This is a genomic window from Halomonas sp. IOP_31 (genome assembly GCF_021151495.1).
GTDB lineage: Bacteria > Pseudomonadota > Gammaproteobacteria > Pseudomonadales > Halomonadaceae > Modicisalibacter > Modicisalibacter zincidurans.
In genome coordinates, this window is record NZ_JAIRBP010000018.1 from 12,273 (window position 1) to 30,224 (window position 17,952).

At 65.5% G+C, this 17,952-nt stretch carries 14 protein-coding genes; 5 read left to right on the forward strand and 9 right to left on the reverse strand.

Features of this window, described 5'->3' with window-relative positions:
* Positions 1-4: 4 nt before the first annotated feature.
* From fabD to K7I12_RS10670, 7 genes are all read right to left on the reverse strand, one after another.
* Positions 5-970: an ACP S-malonyltransferase gene (fabD, locus tag K7I12_RS10640; protein ID WP_231664112.1), complete on the reverse strand. Its 966-nt coding sequence runs from the start codon at positions 968-970 to the stop codon at positions 5-7.
* Positions 971-975: 5 nt separating this feature from the next.
* On the reverse strand, positions 976-2,067 hold the full coding sequence (gene plsX / locus K7I12_RS10645; RefSeq protein ID WP_084173443.1) for a phosphate acyltransferase PlsX: 1,092 nt from the start codon (positions 2,065-2,067) through the stop codon (positions 976-978).
* Between the two features lie 34 nt (positions 2,068-2,101).
* Positions 2,102-2,272 (reverse strand): 50S ribosomal protein L32, encoded by a 171-nt coding sequence (rpmF, locus tag K7I12_RS10650; RefSeq protein ID WP_031383717.1) that lies wholly within the window; start codon positions 2,270-2,272, stop codon positions 2,102-2,104.
* Positions 2,273-2,304: 32 nt separating this feature from the next.
* Positions 2,305-2,832 (reverse strand): YceD family protein, encoded by a 528-nt coding sequence (locus K7I12_RS10655; RefSeq protein WP_031383718.1) that lies wholly within the window; start codon positions 2,830-2,832, stop codon positions 2,305-2,307.
* A 284-nt stretch (positions 2,833-3,116) separates the two neighbouring features.
* On the reverse strand, positions 3,117-4,184 hold the full coding sequence (sppA, locus tag K7I12_RS10660; protein ID WP_031383719.1) for a signal peptide peptidase SppA: 1,068 nt from the start codon (positions 4,182-4,184) through the stop codon (positions 3,117-3,119).
* On the reverse strand, positions 4,177-4,878 hold the full coding sequence (locus K7I12_RS10665) for an HAD family hydrolase (RefSeq protein WP_231664113.1): 702 nt from the start codon (positions 4,876-4,878) through the stop codon (positions 4,177-4,179). Before K7I12_RS10665 ends, sppA begins: the two co-directional genes overlap by 8 nt.
* Positions 4,879-4,907: 29 nt before the next feature.
* Positions 4,908-5,864 (reverse strand): RluA family pseudouridine synthase, encoded by a 957-nt coding sequence (locus K7I12_RS10670; protein ID WP_231664115.1) that lies wholly within the window; start codon positions 5,862-5,864, stop codon positions 4,908-4,910.
* A gap of 724 nt (positions 5,865-6,588) precedes the next feature.
* Between K7I12_RS10670 and rne the strand changes: the two genes are divergently transcribed.
* Positions 6,589-9,735: a ribonuclease E gene (gene rne, locus K7I12_RS10675; protein WP_031383722.1), complete on the forward strand. Its 3,147-nt coding sequence runs from the start codon at positions 6,589-6,591 to the stop codon at positions 9,733-9,735.
* A gap of 255 nt (positions 9,736-9,990) precedes the next feature.
* Here rne and K7I12_RS10680 read toward each other — a convergent pair whose 3' ends face one another.
* Positions 9,991-11,289 (reverse strand): M18 family aminopeptidase, encoded by a 1,299-nt coding sequence (locus K7I12_RS10680; RefSeq protein WP_031383723.1) that lies wholly within the window; start codon positions 11,287-11,289, stop codon positions 9,991-9,993.
* A gap of 128 nt (positions 11,290-11,417) precedes the next feature.
* Here K7I12_RS10680 and K7I12_RS10685 point away from each other — a divergent pair, with 128 nt between their 5' ends.
* Together K7I12_RS10685 and ligB are read left to right on the forward strand one after the other, a co-directional pair.
* Entirely contained in the window at positions 11,418-13,502 is a 2,085-nt protein-coding gene (locus K7I12_RS10685) for a carboxy terminal-processing peptidase (protein ID WP_231664116.1), read from the forward strand.
* A gap of 91 nt (positions 13,503-13,593) precedes the next feature.
* A complete protein-coding gene (gene ligB / locus K7I12_RS10690) occupies positions 13,594-15,327 on the forward strand; it encodes an NAD-dependent DNA ligase LigB (protein ID WP_051907438.1) in 1,734 nt (577 codons plus the stop codon).
* Between the two features lie 48 nt (positions 15,328-15,375).
* On the opposite strand, the gene folE is transcribed toward ligB, so the two are convergent.
* A complete protein-coding gene (gene folE / locus K7I12_RS10695; protein ID WP_031383726.1) occupies positions 15,376-15,978 on the reverse strand; it encodes a GTP cyclohydrolase I FolE in 603 nt (200 codons plus the stop codon).
* Positions 15,979-16,204: 226 nt separating this feature from the next.
* Here folE and K7I12_RS10700 point away from each other — a divergent pair, with 226 nt between their 5' ends.
* Both K7I12_RS10700 and folK read left to right on the forward strand, forming a co-directional pair.
* Positions 16,205-17,329 carry an ISAs1 family transposase gene (locus K7I12_RS10700; protein ID WP_231664117.1) on the forward strand — a complete coding sequence of 375 codons (1,125 nt, stop codon included), beginning with the start codon at positions 16,205-16,207 and terminating at the stop codon, positions 17,327-17,329.
* Positions 17,330-17,421: 92 nt separating this feature from the next.
* Positions 17,422-17,859, forward strand: a complete 438-nt coding sequence (gene folK, locus K7I12_RS10705) for a 2-amino-4-hydroxy-6-hydroxymethyldihydropteridine diphosphokinase (protein WP_031383728.1) — start codon at positions 17,422-17,424, stop codon at positions 17,857-17,859.
* The last annotated feature ends 93 nt before the right edge of the window (positions 17,860-17,952 follow it).

The following is a 17,952-nucleotide window of genomic DNA, read 5'->3' on the forward strand; positions in this document are numbered from 1 at the left end:
TGAATCAGTCATTGGCTTGCTGGTCCACCGCCTCGCGCGCCAGTTCGAGAGCCGCGCTCAGGCTGTCGGGATCGTTGACCGCCAATCCCTTGGCCCCCTTGGCGACGCGCTTGTTGAGCCCGGTCAGCACCTTGCCCGGGCCGCACTCGATGATCACCTCGGCGCCCAGATCGATCATCGCCTCGACGCAGGCAGTCCAGCGCACCGGCTGATAAAGCTGTTCGACCAGGCGCGTACGCAGGGTCTCGACATCGGCATGAGCATGAGCGTCGACGTTCTGGATCACCGTGTAGCGCGGCGTCTTCAGCTCGACATCGTTCATCGCCGCGGCGAGGCGCTCGGCGGCCGGCTTCATCAGCGCGCAATGCGAGGGCACCGAAACCGGCAATGGCAGGGCCCGCTTGGCGCCCGCTTCCTGGCATAGCGCCACCGCCCGATCGACCGCCGGCTTGTTGCCGGCGATGACCACCTGCCCCGGAGCATTGTAGTTCACCGCCGCGACCACGGCGCCCTGAGCGGCATCGGCGCAGGCCTGCTCGACCGCGGCGTCGTCCAGCCCCAGGATCGCCGCCATCGCGCCTTCACCGGCCGGCACGGCCGCCTGCATGGCCTCGCCACGCAGACGTACCAGACGCACGCCCTCGGCGAAGCTCAGCGCGCCGCCACAGACCATGGCGCTGTATTCGCCCAGGCTGTGCCCGGCCATGACTCGCGGGCGTGGGCCTTCCAGTTCCTGCCAGACTCGCCAGACCGCCACGCTCGAGGTGAGCAGCGCCGGTTGCGTGCAGGTCGTGGCATTGAGCGCCTCTTCGGGCCCTTCCTGTACCACGTGCCAGAGATCGTACCCCAAGGCCTCCGACGCCTCTTCGAAGGTCGTTCTTACCACGCTGTAACGTTCGGCCAGCTCTCTCAGCATGCCCAGATGCTGGGAGCCCTGCCCCGGGAACACGAGGGCCAGGGATTGAGTCATGGCATTCACCTTTGAGGGTTGTATTCATCGGGTATCGAACGGGTTGCCAACCCGCTATCCCGTCGGCCGCACGCGGCCGACGGGATAGCCGACTGCCGCAGTTCGTGCGCCAGTTGTGCAGGCAGGTTCATGCGTATTTCCTGCGCAGCCCGCGACACGGCAAAGGCAAAGCCCTGGGCATTGGCGCGCCCATGGCTCTTGATCACGATTCCCGACAATCCCAGCAGACTGGCCCCATTGTAGCGCACCGGGTCGAGTTGACGTTTGACCCGCAGCAAGGCCGGTCGAGCCAGCAGCGACACCAGGCGGCTACCCCAATGGGCCGCGAACGTGGCCTGGAAGCGATCGACGAGCATGCGCGCCAGCCCTTCGCTGGCCTTGAGCACGATGTTGCCGACGAAACCGTCGCACACCACGACGTCGGCGGCGCCGGCAAACAAGCCATCGCCTTCGATAAAGCCGATATAGTTGAGCGATGGCATGGTGCGCAGCACGGTATCCGCCTCGCGCACGCTGTCCGGCCCCTTGGTCGCCTCGACGCCGACATTGAGCAGCGCCACCCGCGGGCGCTCGATACCATCGACGTGACGAGCCATCACATCGCCCATGCGCGCGAAATCGACGAGCCGGCGGGCCGGCGCTTCGACGTTGGCGCCCATGTCGATGATGTAGCAGCGCCCGTCCTTGCCACTCGGGATCGCCGTGCCGATCGCCGGCCTGGGAATATCGCCGACCATGCCCAGCGCACGCCGCGCCAGCGCCATCAACGCCCCGGTGTTGCCGGCACTGACGCCGGCCGCGGCGCGACCCGAGGCAACCGCCTCGAGCATCATCGCCATGCTGGAATCGCCGCCGCCACGCAATGCCTGGGAGATCTTGGTCGCCTGGGCGATTACCCCGGGGGCATGACACAACGTCAGGCGCTCCGCCACCCCCTGGAAGGGTCGCGGCAAGCGTTCGACAGCCGCTTCGAGTTCATCCTCGATACCGTAGATGTCGACACTCAGCCCGGGGTCGTCACGTAGCGCTTCGGCCGTCCCCAGAACAACAGCGCGGGGACCCAGATCCCCGCCCATTGCATCGATGGCGATACGCACGGCTACGTGTAATGCCGCCGGGACGCGCTACGTCTTAAACTTCGACGACCTGACGGCCGCGGTAGAAACCATCGGGCGCGATGTGGTGACGACGGTGAGTCGTTCCGGTTTCCTTGTCCTGGGCCAGGGTCGGCGTGGTCAGGGCATCGTGGCTGCGACGCATGCCGCGCTTGGAACGAGTCTTGCGGTTCTTTTGAACTGCCATGGGGTAATACTCCAGAGCGTATCGAGGTTGATTCAGTGTTTGTCCTTCAACGTGCGCAGCACGTCGAAGGGGCTCGCGGGCGCCGCTTCCGAAGTCTCGCTGGCGTCACCGCTGACCAGCTGGTCCCGCGAGACGGCGCAATGCGCCTCGTCGTGATAGACCACCTGCGGCAGACTGAGGATGATTTCGTCCTCGAGTACGGGCAGCAAGTCAAGCTGTTCGTCTTCCACCAGTACCGGCTCGTAATCGCCGGGCAGTGTTGCCGCCAGCGCATCGCTGGTGACCATTCCCAGCAGCCAGTGGCTGTCGATGGCCACCGGCATCGGCTCCAGGCAGCGCCGGCAGGCGAGCTGCACGTCGGCCTTGAGCCAGCCTTCGATGTAACGCCGCCCCTGGGCGTCGAGGTCGAACTGCAGGGTCACTTCGCAGTCGCCCTGCTGAACGCCGGCCTCCTCGGCCAGGCGCGGCAACGCCGCTAGCGACATCAGCCCCTCGAGGCGTTGTCCGTTGGCGGCCAGCCGGTAGGGTTCGACCTGTGCGGGAAGTCTAGTGCTCATCATAGGCGCGCAATAATAGGGATTCCCCCGGTGGCTGTCAAAGTGCGCGTCGTGCCTGTGTACAGCAAGCCCCACGACGCGGCAGACTAGCGACTCAAGCCCGCCACGACAAGATTCAAGTCCACAGCACAAGAGAGTTGCCTTGACTCGCCTGGTTCTCGCTTCCAATTCGCGCTGGCGACGCCAGTTGCTCGACCGGCTCGACCTCGCCTACAGCTGGGAGAGCCCGACATCGACGAGCGACGCCACCCCGGCGAGAGCGCCGAGACGCTCGCCGCCGGCACCGCTCAGGGCAGTTGATAGCGGACCGGCGAAGCGGCACTGGGCAGCCCCAGCCACTGCGCGGCGACACGCCCGAACTGGCGCGTCAGGCGCTCGAACGGATCCAGGCCGGGGGTATAGTCCTTGACCCGCACCTCGCCGAAGCGTTCGCGGGACAGCTCGTCGACGCTCTTGAGACCATCGATCAATCCCAGCCGCTGCGCCTGTTCGCCGGTCCAGATCAGTCCCGAGAACAGCCGCGGGTCGTCGGCCAGACGCTCGCCGCGACCGGCCTTGACATCGTCGATGAACTGCCGATGGGTGGTCTCGAGCACCTGCTGCCAGAAGCGACGCTGATCGGGCTCGATGGGACTGAAGGGGTCGAGGAAGGCCTTGTTCTCGCCGGCGGTGAACACGCGCCGCTCGATGCCCAGCCTGTCGATCGCCTCCTGCAGGCCGAAGCTGGCCTGTATCACGCCGATCGAGCCGACCAGACTGGCCGGCGCGGCATAGATCTCGCGGGCGCCGGCGGCGATGTAATAGGCACCGCTCGCGCCGATATCCTCGATCACCGCATAGATCGGCTTGGCGCCTTGCTGCTGAAGCCGACGCAGCTCGGCGTAGACGCGTTGCGACTGCACCGGGCTGCCCCCGGGGCTGTTGATCTTCAGCACGATCGCGCTGACGGCGGAATCCTCCCAGGCGCGTCGCAGCCCCTCGATGACCCGCTCGGCGCTCGCCTCGCCCTGGGCGTCGATGACGCCCTCGACGCGCACCACGCCCAGCAGCGGCCCGGCCGGGGCGGGCTTGTCGGCGACGAAGAACAGCCCATAGACCGTGAGCGACAAGGAAGCCAGGATCAGCGCCGCAAAGAACAAGCGGAAGAACAGCTTCCAGCGCCGCGACCGACGCTGCTCGGTGAGCACGCCGGACATCCAGCGATCCATCATCTCCAACTGCTGCAAGCGCTGTCGCTCGCGCAGGGCATCGGCATCCTCGCCCTCGGCCACCGGCCGATCGCTCACCCGATGCCGTTGCCCCGGCGGCACCTCGGGGCCCTGGGTCCATTCGTCGTAGCGCTTGTCGTCACTCATCGCAGACTCCCGTTTCCATCACGCCCGAACCGACCGAATCGGCGTCCGCATGCAGCCAGTCGATGACCTCGGCGAAACACGTCGCGGTATGGATCGGCTCACAGGCCGCCAGGCGCTCCCGTGAATGCACGCCGTAGGTAACGGCCAGTCGATCCATGCCCAATGTACGCGCCATTTGCATGTCGTATTCGGTATCGCCGACCATCAGCGCCGCGCCCGGCTCGACCCCGAGTTCGGCAAGCAGTTCCTGGAGCATCCGCGGGTCGGGCTTCGAACACGTCTCGTCGGCGGTGCGGCTGGCGTGAAACCAGTCGCGACTGCCCGTCGAGGCCAATGCCCGGTCGAGCCCGCGCCGGCTCTTGCCGGTCGCCACGGCCAGCTTCAACTGCTCGGCGCCACGCAACCGAGCGATCCCCGTCTCGACACCGGGAAAGAATGCTGTAGGCACCTGATCGGCGCTGACGAAATGACCCGAATAGCGCTGGCGAAGCGCCTCGGCCTGGTCCGACCCGAGCCATGGGTACAGCCGGGCGATCGCCTCCGGCAGCCCCAGGCCGATGATGTCGCGAATGCTGTCGCGACTCAGCGCCGGACAGCCGACGTCACGCGCGCCCGCCTGCATGCAGGCGACGATGCGCGCCTCGGAATCCACCAGCGTGCCGTCCCAATCGAAGATCACCATCTGATAACGCAAGTCATGCCCTCCCCGCTGCTGATTGCCGCTCACCGGTCATCGGCCTGGTCGCGCGCCCGGGCGAGCACGCCTTCGAGATCCTCGCCCAGCGGCGCGCGGATGCGTACCGGCCGGCCGCTGCTGGGCTCGGGAAATTCCAGCGAGGCGGCATGCAGGAACAATCTCTCGAGTCCCAGCCGGGCCGCCAGCTGATGACTCTGGCGACGGCCATACTTGTCGTCGCCGAGCAGCGGGAAACCGGCGTGCGCGGCGTGCACGCGGATCTGATGGGTGCGCCCGGTGACCGGCTCGGCCTCGATCAGCGTCACCCCCGGCAGGGTTTCGCGCACCGCGAAGCGCGTGCGCGCGACCTTGCCGTCGGGATCGACCCGCACCCGCCGCTCGCCGTTGCCGGCGTCGAAGCGGTCGAGCCGGGCGCTGACGAAATCGCGGCGCACCGGCCAGCGCCCCTGCACCAGCGCCAGATAGCGCTTGTCCATCTTGTGCTGCTTGAGCGCCGCATTGAGCGTGAGCAGCGCCGGGCGCGACTTGGCCAACAGCAGGCAACCGGAGGTGTCGCGGTCGAGCCGATGCACCAGCTCGAGAAACTCGAGATCGTCGCGCACCTGACGCAATGCCTCAATCAAGCCGATCTTGACGCCACTGCCACCGTGCACGGGCAGCCCCGAGGGCTTGTTGATCACCAACCAACCCGGGCCCTCGACGAGCACGCTGCCGGCCAGCAGGTTGCGCAGGTTGTCGCTGACTTCGCGCACCGCTTCCTCGGGGGCCATGCGCAACGGCGGAATACGCACCCGGTCGCCTTCGGCCAGGCGATAGTCGGCCTTGATGCGTTTCTTGTTGACCCGCACCTCGCCCTTGCGAACGATGCGGTAGACCAGGGTGCGCGGGACCCCCTTGAGGCGCGTGTGCAGGAAGTTGTCGATACGTTGTCCCGCGTGGGCCGCGGTTATCTCGACCCATTGAATGTCACGCCCTTCGGCCATTCGGCCCCCTATCTCGTCGCCCATCTCGTCGCCCACCGTGGCCAGCCGGCAATCACCCGACCCGCCGCGCAAAGGGCCATTCTAACCCAACGATGCCGGCTCAGGGTCAATTGCTGCTCCGTCGCTTTGCTGTTATATTCCCAAATCGCTCGAACAGGCTGTCAGGCCTGTTTTCAGCGCCTGCACGACCCGCACGCAGGCCGGAGCGACAAACACGGCGACAGGGCCATGCCTTGCGCCATGCAGTGAAAAGCGAAAAGACGACGCCACGCCCGAGCCCGGGTCGATCCCACCAAGACAGGGAAGGCCGCGCGCCACGGGGATTACCAACACCGTGCCGGAGGCCGGCGTCGGCGAATCGAACAATGCCAGGTGTCTGGCGGTTGTCCGCAGGGCCGGACGGGGAGCATCAATTACCCACCGAGACATGTCCTGTCGCCGCCGCGTACTCAACATGATCTTGCAGCGACGCGCTTTATCGTCGCTGACGACGCACACTCGACATGCGCTGAGCACAGCACGAGCAAGAAGCGATTCGCCGTCGCCGACGCACAAGGAATCGCTGGTTAGATCGACGTGTGGAGACGGTGCGCCGCGTACCACGCCGAGGCAAGGAGTCTAGCAACCTCCTCCCGGCGCCCGGCGCGCCGCACCGCCCACACCGACATTGCAGCAGCGTTGTCCCCAGGCCCGCCTACCGGTGCGAGCCAACTAGCGAGACAACATGAAACGGATGCTCATCAATGCGACCCAGCCCGAAGAGCTGCGCGTCGCGCTTGTCGATGGACAACGCCTGTACGATCTGGATATCGAATCCGGCGCCCGAGAACAGAAGAAAGCCAACATCTATCGCGGCAAGATCACCCGCGTGGAGCCTTCCCTGGAAGCCGCCTTCGTCGATTTCGGCGCCGAGCGTCACGGCTTCCTGCCGCTCAAGGAAATCTCCCGCGAGTACTTCAGCAAGGAGCCCTCCGGTCGCCCCAACATCAAGGAAGTGATCAAGGAAGGCCAGGAAGTCATCGTCCAGGTCGACAAGGAGGAGCGCGGCAGCAAAGGTGCCGCGCTGACCACCTTCATCAGCCTGGCCGGGCGCTTCCTGGTGCTGATGCCCAACAATCCGCGTGCCGGCGGCATCTCGCGGCGCATCGAGGGCGAGGAGCGCAGCCAGCTCAAGGACACCATGGCGCAACTCACGCTGCCCGACAAGGTGGGCGTGATCGTGCGCACCGCGGGCATCGGGCGTAGCGCCGAAGAGCTGCAGTGGGATCTCGACTACCTGGTCCAGGTCTGGGAAGCAATCACCGAAGAAGCCGTCAAGCGCTCCGCCCCCTTCCTGATCTATCGTGAGTCCAACGTGATCATCCGCGCCATGCGCGATTACCTGCGCCAGGACATCGGCGAGGTGCTGATCGACAGTCCCGAGATCCACCAGGAGGCGCTGGGCTTCATTCGCCAGGTGATGCCCTCCTATCAGCAGAAGATTAAGCTCTACGCCGACGACGTGCCGCTGTTCTCGCGCTTCCAGATCGAGAGCCAGATCGAGACTGCCTATCAGCGCGAGGTCAAGTTGCCGTCCGGCGGCTCGGTGGTCATCGACCACACCGAGGCGCTGGTGTCCATCGACATCAACTCGGCACGCGCCACCCGCGGCAGCGACATCGAAGAAACCGCGCTGCAGACCAACTCCGAGGCTGCCGACGAGATCGCCCGCCAGTTGCGCCTGCGCGACATCGGCGGCCTGGTGGTCATCGACTTCATCGACATGGGCCCGGCGCGCAACCAGCGCGACGTCGAGAACCGCATGCGCGACGCCCTCAAGCTCGACCGCGCCCGGGTGCAGATCGGCCGCATCTCGCGCTTCGGCCTGATGGAGATGTCGCGTCAGCGCCTGCGCCCCTCGCTGGGCGAAACCAGCGGCGTGGTCTGCCCGCGCTGCGACGGCCAGGGCACCATTCGCGATGTCCGCTCGATATCGCTGTCGATCATGCGTCTGATCGAAGAGGAGGCGATGAAGGAGCGCAGCGCGCAGATCCGCGCCATCCTGCCGGTCCCGGTCGCCACCTACCTGCTCAACGAGAAGCGCAGCACCCTCGCCGACATCGAGCGGCGTCAGGAGGTCAAGGTCGTCCTGTTGCCGAGCCCGGACATGGATACCCCGCACTACGACGTCCAGCGCCTGCGCGACGACCATATCGACGACGAGGACGAGGCCAGGTCAAGCTTCGAGCTCTCCACCGAGAGCGAAGTCGGCAAGGAGCCCGACCTGTCGCTCGCCAAGCCCATCCAGCGTACCGAAGCGGCCGTCAAGTCCGTGGCGCATACCGCACCCGCGCCCTCCTCGCTGCAGCAACCGCCGGAGACCGCCGCCACCTCCACGCCGGCGCCCCCGGCAACTCCCGTCGAGATCGCCCCGGCGGGACTCGTGTCGCGCTTCATCAAGGGCCTCGGCAAGCTGATCGGCAGTTCCGAAGAAGAGGCCGCCGCGGACCGTCGCCGAGCCCACGTTGAAGCGCGCCCTGACAAGAGCGTCACCCAGCAGCCCAGCGACGCGAGCGCCAACGACGGCGACACACGCAATCAACGCCGCAATAACGGCAACCGCCGGCGGCGCCCGGAAGGCAGCGACAATCGCAACGATACGCGCAGCGACAAAAGCGGCGCCAATGCGCCTTCTCCGGACAACGGCAACGAGCGCAGCGCCAATGCCGGCCGAAACGCCAATCGCAAGCCCGCCGCGCGCCAGGAGCGCACGGCTACGGACGAGAGCGCACGGCGTGGCGACAAGCCCGACAGCAAGCGCAGGAGCGAGGCCAAGGGTGAGCGTTCGCGCGGCGACAAGTCCAGCGATGCCAAGCAGGCCGAGGCCAAGGGTCGCGACACTGCCAAGCCCGCCGAGGGCAGCAACAAGCGCGGCACCGCCGACCAGCCCAGCGATACCGACCAGTCCGCCAACCTCGACAAGCGCAGCAGCACCGAAGGCACGGCCAAGACCGAGGCTGACGGCAAGCCCCAGCGTACCCGAAACAATCCACGCCAGCGCAGCCGCAAGCATGCCCTGAACCCGGCCGCGATCGCCGAGCAGGAGCGGTTACAGGCCGAAGCCGAGCAGTCGCAGGACGTGGAGCAGTCGCAGGACGCGGAAGAGTCGATCCAGGCGCCGGCGGACTCGCCCGTCGCCGCCCATGACGCCGCGCCGGTGAACCAGGTCGACGGCGATGCTCAGCCGGCACAGACACGTGTCGAAAACGCTGCAAGCACCGAGAGTGTCAAGCGCGCCGAAACAGCCGAGCAGGCGCCTGCGCCGCACACGGACGCCGAGCCGCAAGCCGTGCAGCCCGAGGCTGAAAAGCAGACCGCCGACGACCGCAACGCCACCGAGTCACCGGCAACCACGAGCGCCGATACCGGCAATCCCCCGGCAACCGCTCAAGAAAGCGAAACCAAGAGCGACGCTGCCCAGGCGGAGCCCAAGCGCACGAGATCCCGGCGAGCGCAGCGCGCGTCGCAAGCCGACACGACCGACGTCACCAGCGAACCGGGCGCCGAGGAGCGTTCAGCAGACGCGACACCGGCTGATACTTCGTCGGCGCCGACGGCCGACGAGACCGCAGCGGTCCCGGCTGCGGCCGATCGGGAGGAAGCGGCGCTCGCCGACGATGCGCAATCGGCAACCGACCAGGACGCCTCCCAGGCCCCGGAGCAAGCGACGCAGGCTGATGCCGATCAGCGCCAGGCGCCCGGCGGCGAGACCACGGGCAGCGCCGCCGACGCCGGTGAGCGCGCCGCACGTCGTCGTCAGCGCCGTCGTGCCCACAACGATCCGCGCCTGAAGCGTCACCAGGAGAGCGGCCAGACCGAAGACAGCTGCTAGCAGCCTGTCGGACTTAACGCTGATCTGCTGCGAAACCCGGGCTTTCGGCCAATTTCATTCGCTCTGATTCGTTAAATAGCGCGCTATTCGCCTCATCAGATCGATCAACTTGTCTCGAAATCCGCTTTTCTCGCGACGATCGGTCAAATCCGACAGACTGCTCGGGCGTTGGACGCCGAGCCGCAGAAAGCCCGCGACCTGATCGGTCGCGGGCTTTTTGGTGCCATTCTCGGCGATTGCCGCGAAATCAGCTCATCAGCGCAGCGTGCGGCGATCGACGAACGTCGTCAGCGCACGGATCAGGTAATCGATGTCCTGGCTGCCGGCCGTCTCGCGGATCGAATGCATCGCCCACTGCGGCACCCCCACGTCGAGGGTCGGCACCCCTAGCTCGGCGGCGGTGAGCGGGCCGATCGTGCTGCCGCAGGCCATGTCGGCGCGCGCCGCGAAGGTCTGCACCGGCACCCCCGCCTCACGGCACAGCTCGCGGAACAGCGCCGCCGTTTCGCTGGTCGTCGCATAGCGCTGATTGGCGTTGACCTTGATGACCGGCCCCCCGTTGATCGTCGGCCCATGCCCCGCATCGTGCTTGTCGGGAAAGTTGGGATGCAGCGCATGGGCATTATCGCAGGAGACCAGCCGCGAGGCCTGGATCAGCCGCGCGAGACCCTCCTCGCCGGCATCGCCGCATTGCGCATTGACCCGGCGCAGCACATCGCCGAGAAAGGGCCCCTGAGCGCCGCTGGCACTGGCGCTGCCGACCTCCTCATGATCGTTGGCCACCAGCAGCGCGCCCTGGGAACCGTCACCGCCGAGCAGCGCCTCGATGGCGCAGAAGCACGACAGCAGATTGTCGAGCCGCGCACTGGCGATCAACTCGCCATCAATGCCCACGCGACTCGCGCCCTGTACATCGTAAAGACACAGCTCGAACGCCAGCACTTCGACGCTCTCGAGATTGTGCTGCTCATACAGCCAGCGCTTGAGCAGCCCCTCGAAGCCGGTCTCGCCGCCGCCCTGCCACAAGACCGGCGCCATTTGGGTCTGGGCGTTGAGGGCACGGCCATTGTTGGCTTCACGGTCAAGATGTATCGCCAGATTGGGGATCGTCGCGATGGCGCGATCGACATTGATCAGCACGCCTTGGGTGCGGCCATCAGCGCGTCGCACATGCACACGCCCGGCCAACCCCAGGTCACGATCGAACCAGGGGGCCAGCAGCGCACCGCCGTAGACCTCGACCCCGAGTTGCAGCCAGCCGTGGCCGGCCTGCGCCGCATTGGGTTTCAGTCGCAACCCGGGACTGTCGGTATGCGCACCGATCATGCGCAGCGTCTCCAGCTTGCCAGACGGCAACTGTAAAGCGATCAACGAAGAATCGTTGCGGGTCACGTAAACGCGATCGCCCGGGCTCAGCGACCACGCCTGGGTCTCATCCAGGCGCCGATAGCCGGCCTGTTCGAGGCGTCTCGCCATGTTGGACGTGGCATGCCAAGGTGTCGGGGAGCGCCGCAGAAATGTCAGGAGGCGTTCCAGAGTCGGGTCTTGGAGCATGCGGATCCTCATCTTGGGTCTGTGTATGGCGACACAGGCTGCTACAATGCCGAATCGGCTCGTGCCAGCCTCGCTTGCGCCGGTCACTAACGAATCAGAGTGTACATGAAACCGGGAGTGCTTCATCAATGAGCCTGACTGCAGCCATTCAGCGCGTATGGATCCTGTGCTTACTGAGCGCGTTGAGTGTACCGGCATTCGCCGGCCCGAGTCCGAGCCCCACGGATGCCCAGCGGCAAGCCTCGGTCGAGATCGCTGAATCACTGAAGTATGGACACTATGCCGACGTCAAACTCGACGATACCTGGTCGCAGCGTGCCTTCAACCGGTTGCTGGACGTGCTCGACCCACAGCGCGCCTACCTGCTCAAACGCGATGTCACGGCTTTCGATGATCTGCGCAATTCCATCGACGAGGCGATCAGTGAAGGCCAGCTCGAGCGGGTCTACGCCCTTTATGAGCGTTATCAGTCGCGCCTGGAAACGCGCCTCGAATGGCTGCTGGCACAACTCGAGAACGGCTTCAGTTTCGATTACACCGGCAACGAGCGGCTGCTGATCGACCGCCAGGGCGAACCCTGGGCCGGCAACCAGCAAGCACTCGACCGGCTGTGGCAGAAGCGCCTGAAGAACGCCGCCCTGTCGCTGTCGCTCAGCGATCAGTCGAATCAGGAGGTCAAGGACACGCTCGTGGACCGCTACCAGGGGCAGCTCGCGCGGCTGCGCCAGACCAACTCCGAGGATGTCTTCGAGCTGTTCATGGCCGCCGTCACCGGCACCGTCGATCCACATACCGAGTATCTATCGCCACGCCAGGGGGAATCCTTCGACATTCAGATGCGCCTGTCGCTGGAAGGCATCGGTGCGCTGCTCCAGACCGAGGGCGAATACGTCAAGGTTTCGAGCCTGGTGCCCGGGGGGCCGGCCGACAAGGGCGGCGCCCTGCAACCGGCGGATCGCATCGTCGGCGTCGGCCAGGGCGAAAGCGGCGAGATGGTCAACGTCGTCGGCATGCGCCTTGATGACGTGGTCGAGTTGATCCGAGGCCCCAAGGGCACCACCGTGCGCCTCGACGTCATTCCCGCCAAGGCGGTCGACGTGACCCGCTCGCAAGTCGTCAAGATCGTGCGCGACACCGTGAAACTGGAAGACCAGGCAGCCAGCAGCGAAGTCATCGAGATCGAACGCGAGGATGGCAAGCATCGCATCGGGGTGATCGATATCCCCACCTTCTACGTCGATTTCGATGCCTGGCAGGCCGGCGAGGAGGATTATCGCAGCTCGACGCGCGATGTCGCCAAGGAGATCGCCAACCTCAAGGCCGCCAATGTCGAGGGGATTCTGCTCGACCTGCGCAACAATGGCGGCGGCGCGCTGCAGGAAGCCAACTCGCTGGTCGGCCTGTTCATCGATCGCGGCCCGACCGTGCAGGTCCGCGATGCACGCGGTCGCATCAGTCTGTATGGCGACACCGACAGCGGCGTCGCCTATGATGGCCCACTCGGCGTACTGGTCAATCGTCTGTCCGCCTCGGCCTCGGAGATTCTTGCCGGCGCGATTCAGGATTACGATCGCGGGCTGGTCATCGGCAGCCAGACCTTCGGCAAGGGCACCGTGCAGACCTTGAGCGACCTCAGCCATGGCCAGCTGAAGCTGACCCGCGCGAAGTTCTACCGTGTTTCCGGCGAAAGCACCCAACTGCGCGGCGTAACACCGGATATCAGCTTCCCCAGCCTGGTCGACCCCGAGATGATCGGCGAAAGCAGCCTGGACAACGCCCTGCCCTGGGACACCGTCCGTGCCGTTGAATATCGCGATTACGGCAATCCGGAACGCTACCTGAGCACCCTCAAGGCCCGCCATCAGGCGCGCATCGCACAAGACCCCAACTTCGTCTACCTCGAAGAGCAGTCCGCGCTGATCAAGACTTTGCGCGATCAGCAGACCACCGTCAGCCTCAACCGCGAGCAGCGCCAGCGCGAAATGGATGCCCAGGAGAGTGAGCAACTGGCGCTCGAAAACCGTCGCCGTCAAGCGTTGGGACTCGATCCGCTGGAAGACTGGACGCAGACCCGTGACAGCGCCGCCCAGCAGAACACCGAGGATGATCAAGGTGACGAGGATGACGAGACAGCCGACCCCATCGACCGGGCCCAGGTGATCGAGGGTTCCGAGATCGTTCTCGATTATGCGCGGCTCAGCGGCGCCAGCTGAATCACCGCTATCGGGGCCTGGATCGCGACTGCACCGCGAGGTCATCGGCTATAGCGCGCTCGAATCGTCGAGCCGACTTCGAGAAGCAGGCATGTCGATTCAGAGCGCTGTTCGCATGCTGGTGGGTGCAGGTCTCATCCTGGGTTTCGCGTTCGGCGGCGTTCAGGCCCACGCGGCGGACTGCCCTCCCGGCGGTCCGGCACAGCGTCAGGCAGCGCTGGCCCAACTGTCGGCGCGCATAGCGCGCTGGGATGAAGCCTACTACCAGGATGGCAGGCGGTTGGTCGAAGACGGCGTCTACGATGCCGCCAAGCGGCGCCAGCTCGACTGGCGAACCTGCCTGCAAGAGGCCGGCAACGAAAGCGTCGGGCGACCCCTGCCATCCACCACCGCCCCACTCGTCGCCCATCCCATCGCCCAGACCGGCCTGGACAAGGCCGATTCCCGTCAGGCCGTGGCGAACTGGCTGGCCGATCGAGACGATCGCTCGCTATGGGTTCAGCCCAAGGTCGACGGCGTCGCCGTCACTCTGGTGTACCGAGGTGGCACGCTCAGTGCGGCGATCAGCCGTGGCGATGGCGTGCAGGGGCAGGACTGGTTGACTCAGGCCAGGCTTATCGAGGCCATTCCCGAGCGGCTGAACGCCGCGCCCGATCGCGTGATCCTGCAAGGCGAGCTGTATGCCAAGCGTCCCGGTCACGTGCAGGCCCGCGACGGCACCGATGGCGCACGCGCTGCCGTCGTCGGCTTGATGGCCCGGGAGCGACTCGACAAGTCTGCGGCGGCCTCGATCGGCCTGTTCGTCTGGGATTGGCCGAACGGTGCAGCCGAGTTGCCGGCTCGCAATGCGCAACTCGCTGCCTGGGGCTTTAGCGATGCCCAGGCCTATTCACTGCCGGTCGATACGCTCGCCGAGGTCGTCGCCCAGCGCCAGGCATGGTTCAACTCACCGCTGCCCTTCGCCAGCGACGGTATCGTGCTGCGCCAGAGTCGCCGCCCCGCCGCAGCGACCTGGCGGCCCGAACCGCCGGGCTGGGCGCTGGCCTGGAAATACCCGGCCCAGCGCACCCTGGCCGTGGTCGAGGGAATCGATTTTTCGGTGGGTCGTACCGGACGAATCACCCCGGTCGCCGAGCTCGCGCCGGTCACGCTCAACGATCGTACGGTAAGCCGGGTCAGCCTGGGTTCGCTGGATCGCTGGCGCGAACTCGACGTGCGCCCCGGCGATCAACTCCGCGTGGCGCTTGCGGGATTGACCATCCCCCAGGTCGACGGCGTGGTGCTCAGGCGCCAGCCGCGCCCGGCGATCGACGCCCCCGAGGCCGACGACTACGGGCCGTGGAGCTGCCTGACGCCGGGGCCGGGATGTCGGGAACAGTTCGTCGCCCGACTCGACTGGCTATCGAGCGATCAGGGACTCGACCTGACCGGCATCGGCGAAGGCACCTGGCTGCAGTTGGTCGAAAGCGGCCTGGTCGATGACCTGCTCGCCTGGCAGACGCTCGACCGGGCGACCCTCGAAGCGCTGCCTGGCGTCGGCGAGGCACGTGCGAGGCAATGGCTGGAAAGCTTCGAAGATGCGCAGCGGCGGCCGGTCATCGCCTGGCTCCGGGCCCTGGGGCTACCGCCGGTCGATGAAGAGGTGCTCAGGCAGGCCAGCCCAACGCTGAGCCTCGCCGCGTTGAGACAGCGCACCATCGCGCAATGGCAACGCGCCGAAGGCATCGGCCCGGTACGCAGCGAGGCGCTCTGGCGCTTTCTCAACGGCCCGCAGACAGCACCATTGCTTGAGCGCCTGGTCGCGGAGCATAACCTCACGCCTTGATCCCGCATTCGGCATGGCGGCGCAGGCGATGCTCGCCTGAGGAGGCATTCAGATGTTATCGAGCGTACCGGCACCGGAAAGGCTGAGCATGCGCAGGAACTCGCGGCGCGTCGCCGGGTCCTTGCGGAAGCTGCCCAGCATGCGACTGGTCGCCAGACTCGCACCGGGCTTATGGATGCCGCGCGTGGTCATGCATTGGTGAGAGGCTTCTATGACCACGCCGACACCCAGCGGGCGCAACACGTCGTGCAACGTGTCGGCGATCTGCACGGTCATCTTTTCCTGGATCTGCAGGCGCTTGGCATAGATCTCGACCAGCCGCGCCAGCTTGGAAATGCCAACCACGCGACGATCGGGGATATAGCCGATATGCGCCTTGCCGATAATCGCCGCCATGTGATGCTCGCAGTGACTCTCGAAGCGGATGTCGTTCATCACGATCATCTCGTCATAGCCTTCGACTTCCGAGAAAGTACGCTCGAGAATCACCGCCGGATCGGCGTTATAGCCGGCAAAAAACTCTTCATAGGCACGCACGACCCGCGACGGCGTATCCAGCAACCCCTCTCTGTCGGGATCGTCACCGGCCCATTGAATCAAGGTGCGTACAGCCTGTTCCGCCGCTTCGCGACTGGGAGGATTCTTTGACATTCCAATCCCTCATTGGATCAAACAAGTTCGAGTGCCGGTCCAGTTGGACGTGCCGCGGCGACTGCGGCGGCAAGCAGGCCGGTCGTGGCCGCGAAAGCATATCATGATTGCAGCGCCCGTCGTGCATCGGGCTTGCGCGCTCAGGGCGATCGCACGTCGGTAATCGATCGCATTTGAAGAAATTAGAGCGGGCCGGTATTACTAGGCATTTGGTTCGAGCGTCACTATGCCTCAGTCTTCACAGCCTCTCATGGATGTCTTCGTCTCCGTTACCGATCCTCGCCAGTCCAACAAGGTCCAGCACTCCTTGCCGGAAGTGCTCACCGTGGCGGCCTGTGGCATCCTGGTCGGCGCCGATACCTTCGAGGAGATCGAGCTCTGGGCCCAAGAGAAGCAAGCCTGGTTACGCCAGCATCTCTCCTTACCCAACGGCATCCCATCACATGATACCTTCGCACGCCTCTTTGGTTTGATGGACCCCAAGGAGTTCGAGCATGCCTTCCGTTGCTGGGTGGCGGGGGCGCTGCCTGGCCTCTCGCCCCAGGTCGTCGCGTTGGATGGCAAAACCAGCCGGCGGTCGGCGAAGGCGTGTGAAGGGCCTCTGCACTGGGTCAGCGCGTTCGCGGCGGCTGCCGGGGTCATCCTCGGCCAGCAGGCGACACCGGCCAAGTCGAACGAGAAGACCGCCATTCCGGAGCTGCTGGCCACGTTGGCCCTGGAGGGATGTATCGTGACGATCGATGCCATGGGGACCCAACCCAGCATCGCGCAGGCGATTCGCGACCGTGGGGCGGACTATGTGCTGGCAGTGAAGGATAATCAGCCACAGCTCAATGCGGCGATAAACGACTTTTTCGAGCTGTTCCAGTCAGCGCCGCCGGACAAGACGCCCCATCACGTCAGCGAAGCGGTCAGCAAGGATCACGGACGGCTGGAAACGCGCCGCTGCTACGTCTTTGATGCGTTGGAATGCTTGCCCGCCCCCACGCGCTGGCCGGACCTGCGTTGCTTTGCGGTCATCGAATCGACACGCGAGAGGCAGGGCAGGATGACCCGGGAACGGCGTTACTACATCTGCAGCCTGGTGCCCGATGCCGAGCAACTGGCCGCGGCAGTCCGTCAGCACTGGGGGATTGAGGACCGCGTGCACTGGTGTCTTGACGTGACGTTTGCTGATGATCAGATGCGAGCCCGCACGGGCCATGCGGCGCACAACTTAGCCATCCTCAAGCGCCTGACCCTCAACCTGATCCGCCTGGATCCGGCGAAGCGCAAAGGCAGCTTCAAGACCAAGCGGATCATCGCAGCGACGTCAGATGAATACCGGGCTCATCTGCTGGGCCTTGAATGAGAATAGATCGCTACGTGCGATTGCCCTGCTTGCGCGCTTGACACGCCACCCTGCTACACAGTCAGCTAGTCGGGCAATGCAAAGGGACCGCCATGCAGCCAACCGAACATCAGTGTCTAATTTCCGTGGGATCCAATATCGATCCGCAGCGCAACATCGAGCGGGCGCGGGACATTCTCGCCCGGGAATCCCGCCTGATCGCCAGCGCGACGGTCATCGAAACGAAGCCGGTGGGCTATCAGGACCAGGCCAACTTCCTCAACGGTGCCTTTCTGGTCGCGACGCCGCTCGATTGTGCGAGCTTCCGCGACTATCTCAAGCGCGTCGAGGACCGTCTGGACCGCATACGCGGACCGATAAAATCGGGACCTCGGACCATCGATCTGGATATCGTGGCGTGGAACGGCCGGGTGATCGACGCCAGCGGCCTGGAGGAAGACTACGTAAGAATTCCCGTCGACGAACTAATCGCCAAGACGCACCTGACCCTGGAACGCAGCGAGGGCGACCATGCCGCGACTCGGCGATAGCCGATTGCCCCGCTGGCCGGTAGACGGCGTATTTGGCAACAACAAAAACCTATATGACTTAGTGGCTGGGGAACCTATATGATGATCTTGCTC

Excerpts from the sequence above, each read along its gene's own strand:
- fabD (WP_231664112.1), bottom strand. The coding sequence starts at position 970 with ATGACTCAATCCCTGGCCCTCGTGTTCCCGGGGCAGGGCTCCCAGCAT.
- rpmF (WP_031383717.1), bottom strand. The coding sequence starts at position 2,272 with ATGGCAGTTCAAAAGAACCGCAAGACTCGTTCCAAGCGCGGCATGCGT.
- K7I12_RS10655 (WP_031383718.1), bottom strand. The coding sequence starts at position 2,832 with ATGATGAGCACTAGACTTCCCGCACAGGTCGAACCCTACCGGCTGGCC.
- sppA (WP_031383719.1), bottom strand. The coding sequence starts at position 4,184 with ATGAGTGACGACAAGCGCTACGACGAATGGACCCAGGGCCCCGAGGTG.
- K7I12_RS10670 (WP_231664115.1), bottom strand. The coding sequence starts at position 5,864 with ATGGCCGAAGGGCGTGACATTCAATGGGTCGAGATAACCGCGGCCCAC.
- rne (WP_031383722.1), top strand. The coding sequence starts at position 6,589 with ATGAAACGGATGCTCATCAATGCGACCCAGCCCGAAGAGCTGCGCGTC.
- K7I12_RS10680 (WP_031383723.1), bottom strand. The coding sequence starts at position 11,289 with ATGCTCCAAGACCCGACTCTGGAACGCCTCCTGACATTTCTGCGGCGC.
- K7I12_RS10685 (WP_231664116.1), top strand. The coding sequence starts at position 11,418 with ATGAGCCTGACTGCAGCCATTCAGCGCGTATGGATCCTGTGCTTACTG.
- ligB (WP_051907438.1), top strand. The coding sequence starts at position 13,594 with ATGTCGATTCAGAGCGCTGTTCGCATGCTGGTGGGTGCAGGTCTCATC.
- folE (WP_031383726.1), bottom strand. The coding sequence starts at position 15,978 with ATGTCAAAGAATCCTCCCAGTCGCGAAGCGGCGGAACAGGCTGTACGC.
- K7I12_RS10700 (WP_231664117.1), top strand. The coding sequence starts at position 16,205 with ATGCCTCAGTCTTCACAGCCTCTCATGGATGTCTTCGTCTCCGTTACC.
- folK (WP_031383728.1), top strand. The coding sequence starts at position 17,422 with ATGCAGCCAACCGAACATCAGTGTCTAATTTCCGTGGGATCCAATATC.